The sequence below is a fragment of the Bacteroides sp. RTP31139st1_H2_RTP31139_211217 genome (assembly GCF_040227615.1).
Lineage (GTDB): Bacteria > Bacteroidota > Bacteroidia > Bacteroidales > Bacteroidaceae > Bacteroides > Bacteroides uniformis.
In genome coordinates this window covers 1-6504 of sequence record NZ_JBCNZM010000213.1, presented here as the reverse complement: position 1 = coordinate 6504, position 6504 = coordinate 1, and the positions used below count along the sequence as shown (strand labels likewise).

The 6504-nt window shown below is 47.3% G+C and carries 5 protein-coding genes; all 5 read right to left on the bottom strand.

Annotation, left to right across the window (positions count from 1 at the left end; genetic code table 11):
• Nucleotides 1-50: 50 nt before the first annotated feature.
• Nucleotides 51-935, bottom strand: coding sequence for a TraB/GumN family protein (locus tag ABUA47_RS22035; protein WP_009037042.1), 885 nt, complete (start codon nucleotides 933-935; stop codon nucleotides 51-53).
• A 77-nt stretch (nucleotides 936-1012) separates the two neighbouring features.
• Entirely contained in the window at nucleotides 1013-1525 is a 513-nt protein-coding gene (locus ABUA47_RS22030; RefSeq protein WP_035449945.1) for a C40 family peptidase, read from the bottom strand.
• Nucleotides 1522-2325, bottom strand: a complete 804-nt coding sequence (locus tag ABUA47_RS22025; protein WP_005828854.1) for an ABC transporter ATP-binding protein — start codon at nucleotides 2323-2325, stop codon at nucleotides 1522-1524. The genes ABUA47_RS22030 and ABUA47_RS22025 overlap by 4 nt, the downstream gene beginning before the upstream one ends.
• Before the next feature lie 25 nt (nucleotides 2326-2350).
• Nucleotides 2351-3838 carry a DUF5687 family protein gene (locus tag ABUA47_RS22020; RefSeq protein WP_005835497.1) on the bottom strand — a complete coding sequence of 496 codons (1488 nt, stop codon included), beginning with the start codon at nucleotides 3836-3838 and terminating at the stop codon, nucleotides 2351-2353.
• Between the two features lie 83 nt (nucleotides 3839-3921).
• A partial coding sequence (locus tag ABUA47_RS22015) for a M16 family metallopeptidase (protein ID WP_349832053.1) occupies nucleotides 3922-6504 on the bottom strand: 2583 nt, incomplete at its 5' end.

Below are 6504 nucleotides of genomic sequence, written 5' to 3'. Positions count from 1 at the left end.
TTGTATAGTCTGCCATTAAAAGTTGTTGTTAGAGAGAATTGTTAGAGGATTTATTTCATGGCTTCTATGGTATATCCTTGTTGTTTCAGAAGGTTCAACACTCCATTGTCTCCGGGCAGGTGTCCGGCACCGACTACGAAAAGGGTGGGGGCTTCCGTCATGATGGCAGGCATCTTTTCAACCCATGCCTTGTTGCGGTTATCCAGCATGGCTTCCATCTCACCGGGCAGCGGGTCGCATGAATTGCCGTCGCGCTCTTCCATCAGTTGCAACATGGCGTCCAGGTCTTGCTTTTCATAAGCGGTAATCAGGCGTTTGCTTTGGTCGATACCTTTCTCAATGTCGCTGATGGCGCAGTAGAGGAGGCTTGCCTGGCGTTGCAGCGTCTGGCTGTTGAACAGAATGTCTATTTGTGACTGGGCTGTTTCCAGACCGCCAATTTTCTTGCCTTGCTGTGCGGCCTGCTGCTGGAAGTAAGTGTCAAGCTGTTCTTGCGGGTTGAAGCCCGGAGTGTGTTTCATGTAGAGCAGGACGACAAGCTGCTGGTTGATGGCAGCCGGTTTCAGTTGTGCCAGCATGGCAATGTCCACCATCATGTTTTCCTTGATGGCTTTGCCTACTTCTTCGTATTGTTCGGGAGTAAAGAGGCTTTGCAGCGTGGTGTCTTTGGGCATCATCATCTGCTGTTGCATGCTTTGCATGAAGGCGGGAGTCGCCATTTCGCTCATCACAACTTCCCCGTAGACTTGGGCGGTTTCGCTCATGGCCTGCGGCATGGCGGCAATGCTGTCCTTTATACTGAGTGGAGAGAGGTGATAAGTACCGAAAATATAGGATGGTTTCTCTAATCCTTTACCGGATACTTTCCATAAAAGTTGTGCATTGGCGCTCAGCGCAATGCTGATGAATAAGAGGATGCCTAAAAGTTTCTTCATTGTTTTCTTCTTTTAATAGTTTCTGGACTATCAGTCGGGACAGAGTAAAGAAAATCACAAGAAGGGAAAAATTAGTATTATTTTATTCTTCCTCCGCAGAGCCAGTGTTGGGTGTAATATTTTTCCCGGAGGTTGCTGACTATGACTCCCTGGCTGGTGCTGGCATGTATAAACTTGCCGTCCTTGAGGTAGATGCCTACGTGTGCCACTTTTTTGCGGGAAGCACGGCTGGTGAAGAACACCAAATCTCCCTCACGCAAGTTGCGGCGGGAGATTTTACTGCTCTCTTTCAGTTGCCCGTCTGTGCTTCTCGACAGACGGGTGTGGTAAACTTTCTTATACAGTTGCGATACCAGTCCGGAGCAGTCCGTTCCACGTTTGCTGTCGCCACTTGCGCGATAGGGGGTGCCTATCCATTCGGAGGCATGGATGTATAGCTTGTGGTTGTCCTGCAGTTCAATATCCACTCCCAAACGGACGGATGCCTGCGCCAGGGCTTTGTAGTCCAGGCGTGGCGCGGAAGTATGGCAGGAACTTAAGCCTATCAATATGATGGTAAGAGCTACTATATAAGAAAGATATTTTTTCATGCTTCCGAATTTTTTTCTTCTACCGTTTTATCTTCTTTTTCCGTTATTTCTTCTACGGCTGCTTCTACTACCGTTTCTTCTACCACGGCTTCTTCCTCCACACCGACGTTGAAGTAAGCTTCCAATTCCTGCTCGGCAGAGTTGTTCTCATTTCGTATATCGCGGATAATAACACCGTTTTCTAACAATGCAATACGTGGACAAACGTCCACTGTGTGATTCAGGTTATGGCTGGAAATGATGACGGTGGCTCCGTGCTCTTCATTGTATCTTTTCAGCAAGTGTTTGATTACAGACTGTGAACTGGGGTCAAGGAAGTTGAACGGTTCATCCAGAATCAACAGTTGCGGGTGATGTAGCATAGCGGAGATGATGCCGATTTTCTGCTTGTTTCCGGCAGAATAGTTGCGTATGAATTTTTTCTGCCCCATCACTTCGCCGTTCATGAAGCGTTCGAAGGGAAGCAGGCGTTCGTCTACCTCCTCTTTCTTCAGACCGTACATCTTACCGATGAAGTAGAAGTATTCTTCGGGGGTGAGGTAGTCTATCAGGAAACCGTCGTCTATAAAGGCTCCCGTGAAGTTCTTCCAGTCCTCGCTTTTGCTGACGTCAATGTCATTGATGGTTACATTGCCCCGGTCTGCCTGCAGTAAGTCAAGAATAAGCCGGAAGAGGGTGGTCTTGCCTGCACCGTTGTTGCCTACCAGTCCCAGCATATCGCCTTGCCCGATGGTGTAGTTCTCTATATCTACGGCTTTTTTTGTGCCGAAATTCTTTTGTAAATTGTTGATGCGTATCATGTTAGTGATTGATGTTTAATGATTTCTATTTCTGTCTACTGTCCCTGAAGCCTTCCATATTCTTGTAGCGGCGTTTCATGAGTCGGTGATATACATTCATCAGCCAGAATTTGGAAGTGGCGATGAATGCCACGCCGATGCCGATAAGTATCCAGGGGGTGACCTCTTTGCCAAAGATGGCATTCAGTGCAAAAAGCAGCAGTAAAGGTATGCCGAAAGCACCTCCTGAAATCAGATTCTGCAGACCGGTGCCTATATTCTGCCGGCTGGTCATCTTTGAATTCAGGTCGGTAGTCTTGTTGTTGTAGACTGCCAGTTGGAACAGACAGCAGTATACGGCTCCCGGAATGAATATCAGCCATGCAATGCAACCGAGTACGGATACCTTCCCGGTAACCATACCGGGAATCATCAGAATCGTAGGAATGAGCAATGCAATGCTGTACAGTATGTATTTGGCACGCAGCAGCGAGTAGATAGATTCCTTGCGGCTCATCAGTCCGTCAATGTAATTGCCTTCGTAACCCATCAGTGTGCTGAGGAACATGATGCCGAAGATAATGTAATTATAAAGGACGAAGAAATCTCTCAGACCTCCGTCATACACATCGGAAAAGCTAATGATACTACTGAACATTATCACTACACCGGTGATGGAATAGAGCGAACGCTTACAAATCTTGTTGCGTAGCAATAACTTGAGTTCCAGTCTCATGTATTCGCCTATTTCGCCGTAGCGGTCGAGGAATTTGTATTCGGATACATGTTTTATCCGTGTATCTTCCACTTTGTTCAGTTCATTGTAGATGAGTTTCTGCATCAGGGTGCGGTTGATGAACCACATGAGGGCGATGGCAGCCAGTACACCGATGAATGACAGTATATTGCCGGTAATGAACCCTTCTCCCAGATTGACAAAACAGTCGAAAAGCGGACTGTTGTCCGGAATGAATAGTGCGGCGGCAATGCCGCCATATACTACTACCGGTAATGCCAGCCACCAGATGCGCTCACCCATCAGTGTGCGGCACAACAAGAACCAGTAGTTATTGAATACCATCAGCAGCCAGATGCCAATGCAATAGGTCAGCACACCACTGATTCCATAGAATTTGGTGACGGTGATGATGGAAAACGGAACAAACAGAAACAGCCAGAACAGATTGAAGCCATCCAGTCCGGAACGGATCAGCAGGAAGTCTATAAGACGATTCCGTTTGATGGGAAGCAGCAGGTAGGGCTTCACTTCCTGGGTGGGTGTTTTTTGGAAAGGCAGGCGTATCAGGAAATCCAGCACAAGGACAAATATCAATCCGGAGTTCATTACGTGATAGGCTTCTGTGGCACCACCGTCAAAGGCGAATGCAAAGGTCGTACCGAAGAATATCAAGTAACCGGCCCAGAAGACGAACATGAAGTACATCCAGAATTTTCCGAATTTACTTTTTTCGTACATAGGATTTCGTTTTTCTGCCAGTTTTCCGTGCTTGCGCAGATCTAAGAAAAGACTCATAGTATTTGTATATATAGAGTTTGTATAAAAAAAGCTGCGCTGCCTTTCATCGAACAACGCAGCCTTCTGTGTGTATGGCTCTCTTATTCTTTGTCAGGAGTTTCAGGACTGATCATTGATACCTCAATCTCATTCTTCTGCTTGAACAAGTCGTCGGTGAACTTTTGGATGTCCTTCACGGTGATGCTGTTGACAATCTGTTCGTAATCCTTTATCGGATTCATACCGGTGAACAGGTATTCGTCAATGCTTCCCAGCCAGTAGCTGTTTTCCTTCAGGTCTTCGGCGTGTTTTTTCAGCATGAACTCTTTCACTTTATTCAGGTCTCCTTCCGACGGACCTGCTTTGGCGATGTTGTCGAGTTCTGTAAAGATAATCTGCATCAACTTTTCTCTTTTTGCCGGAGCGGTTTCGAATATAATTTGCAGAAGGGCCTTTTCTTTCGGATATTTGCTTAACTGGCCGCCTACATATACACCGTAAGTGCCACCTTCGTCTTCACGTACCTTGGCTGTATAAACCAAGTCAAGAATCTGGCTGGTCATATCCAGCAGGATGTCATTTTTCAGGTCGTACTTGCAGTCACCGTTCAGCAGGACAAAATTTGACGCTTTAGCAGTTTCCTGCTTCCTTACGAACTCATTCTTATAAACTCCCTGGCGCATGTCGACTTTATTGTCCTTGAATGTTTCCTTGCGATTGATGGCAGGCAGTGAACCCAGGTACTCGGCGATGAGTGGTTTCATTTCCTCCACATTCACATTTCCTACAAAGATAAAGGTAAAATCGCTGGCATCTTTGTAGCGGTCTTGATACATGGACAGAATCTTGTCATAATCCATCTTGTCAATCATGTCCGCCTTTATTCTGGCTCTTCTGGGATGGTGCATGTAAATACCGGCCGAGACAGAGTCACTGAACGCCACCTGGGGATTCATTTCCATATTCTGCAAAGCAGCTTTGTTGCGGTTCTTGTAGGATGCGAAGGCATCGTCGTCACGGCGTGGAGCGGTGAACGTCAAGTAAGTGAGCTGCATCATTGTTTCGAAGTCTTTCGGTGAACAGCTGCCATTGACGGTTTCTGTCTTGTCACCGATACCATAGCTGACGGAAGCTTTCTTGCCGGCCAGAACTTTTTCCAGGTCTACGGCACTGAAATTACCCAGACCACCGACACTCACTGCATCCAGTCCGTTGATGTTGATGATTTCCGAGTCGGGGAACAGGGAACTACCGCCTAGGCTGACTCCCTTCATGCGGATTTCGTCTGCCTTGAAATCTGTCTTCTTGATAATGACCTTGACTCCGTTGGAGAGTGTCAGCGTTGTAGTGCCGAATGTATCATCTGTCTGCTCGGATACAATCTTTCCGCCTTTCGGGGCTTCGGCCATCAAAGGTTCATCCGACACCTTGTCTACGTAGGCAGTCAGTTTTTCAGCTTTAATATCTTTCAGAATCTTCTTGATTGCATCTTCTGTCGGCATTTTCAATCCTTCCTTATCCGGACCGAGAATTGCGACTACCTGGTTACTGTCTGTCACGAGGGCTTGCATCATCTGGTTCAGTGCGGCAACCGGAATGGCGGGAGCTATCTGATTGATGATGGCGTATTCGTTTTCGATGCCCGGAATCGGTTCGTTATCGAGGAAATGACGGACATATTCATCCACGTACTCTTCATTCTTGCGTTTGTCACGCTCGTTATAAGCAGATTCCAGTTGGCGCAGATATTCGGCACGGGCACGGTTGTATTCCGTTTCCGTAAAGCCGAATTGGCGGGCGCGTTCTGTTTCGCGCAGGAGAGTGGCTATTCCATTTTCTATGGCATCTTCCTTGCAGACAACGACACCGGTGAAGGCATCTTTGGTTTTGGCAACAAAGAAATCATCGTCATAAGTGGCGGCATATATATAAGGAGGATTGGCGGTCTGTACCAATTCGTTCAGACGCGCATTCAGCATATTGTTGATGAGCGTGGTTGCATAATTCTGTACCAGATAGCCCATGTCGCCTTTCTGCTCGTCAGGAGTGGCTTCGTGCTTGTTGAAGATGAGGGCTTGTACATTGGACTGTTCCTTGTCCTGATAAACCAATACAATAGGCTCCTTGTTGTCGTTTACCGGATAGTACTCGCGTTTGGCAGCATTGGGCTGGGCGGGAATATCAGAAAACATTTTCTTGATTTGGGCTTCGATGGCGTCCACATCTATATCGCCAACTACCACAATACCCTGAAGGTCCGGACGGTACCACTTTTCATAGTAGTCTCTCAAAGTTTGCGGTTTGAAGTTCATAACGACCTCCATCGTTCCGATAGGGAAACAAGTGGCATACTTCGTTCCTTCGAACATGACTGGAAGCATCTTCTCCTGGAAGCGTTGTATGGCGCTCATACGGGTGCGCCATTCTTCGTTGATGACTCCGCGTTCCTTGTCTATTTCCTTCGGGTCCAGGGTCAAATCGTTACTCCAGTCGTGCAGAATCAGCAGGCAGGAGTCGATGGCTCCCGGAGTAGTGACCGGCACATTGGAAATGTTGTATACGGTTTCGTCTACGGAAGTATAGGCGTTCAAGTTCTCACCGAATTTCACCCCGATACGCTCCAGGTATTGCTTCAGTGCATCACCGGGGAAGTGGGTCGTTCCATTGAAACACATGTGTTCCAG

Bases quoted from the DNA above. Each gene is read 5' to 3' on its own strand.
- ABUA47_RS22020 (WP_005835497.1), bottom strand. From the start codon at position 3,838: ATGAGTCTTTTCTTAGATCTGCGCAAGCACGGAAAACTGGCAGAAAAA.
- ABUA47_RS22035 (WP_009037042.1), bottom strand. From the start codon at position 935: ATGAAGAAACTTTTAGGCATCCTCTTATTCATCAGCATTGCGCTGAGC.
- ABUA47_RS22025 (WP_005828854.1), bottom strand. From the start codon at position 2,325: ATGATACGCATCAACAATTTACAAAAGAATTTCGGCACAAAAAAAGCC.
- ABUA47_RS22030 (WP_035449945.1), bottom strand. From the start codon at position 1,525: ATGAAAAAATATCTTTCTTATATAGTAGCTCTTACCATCATATTGATA.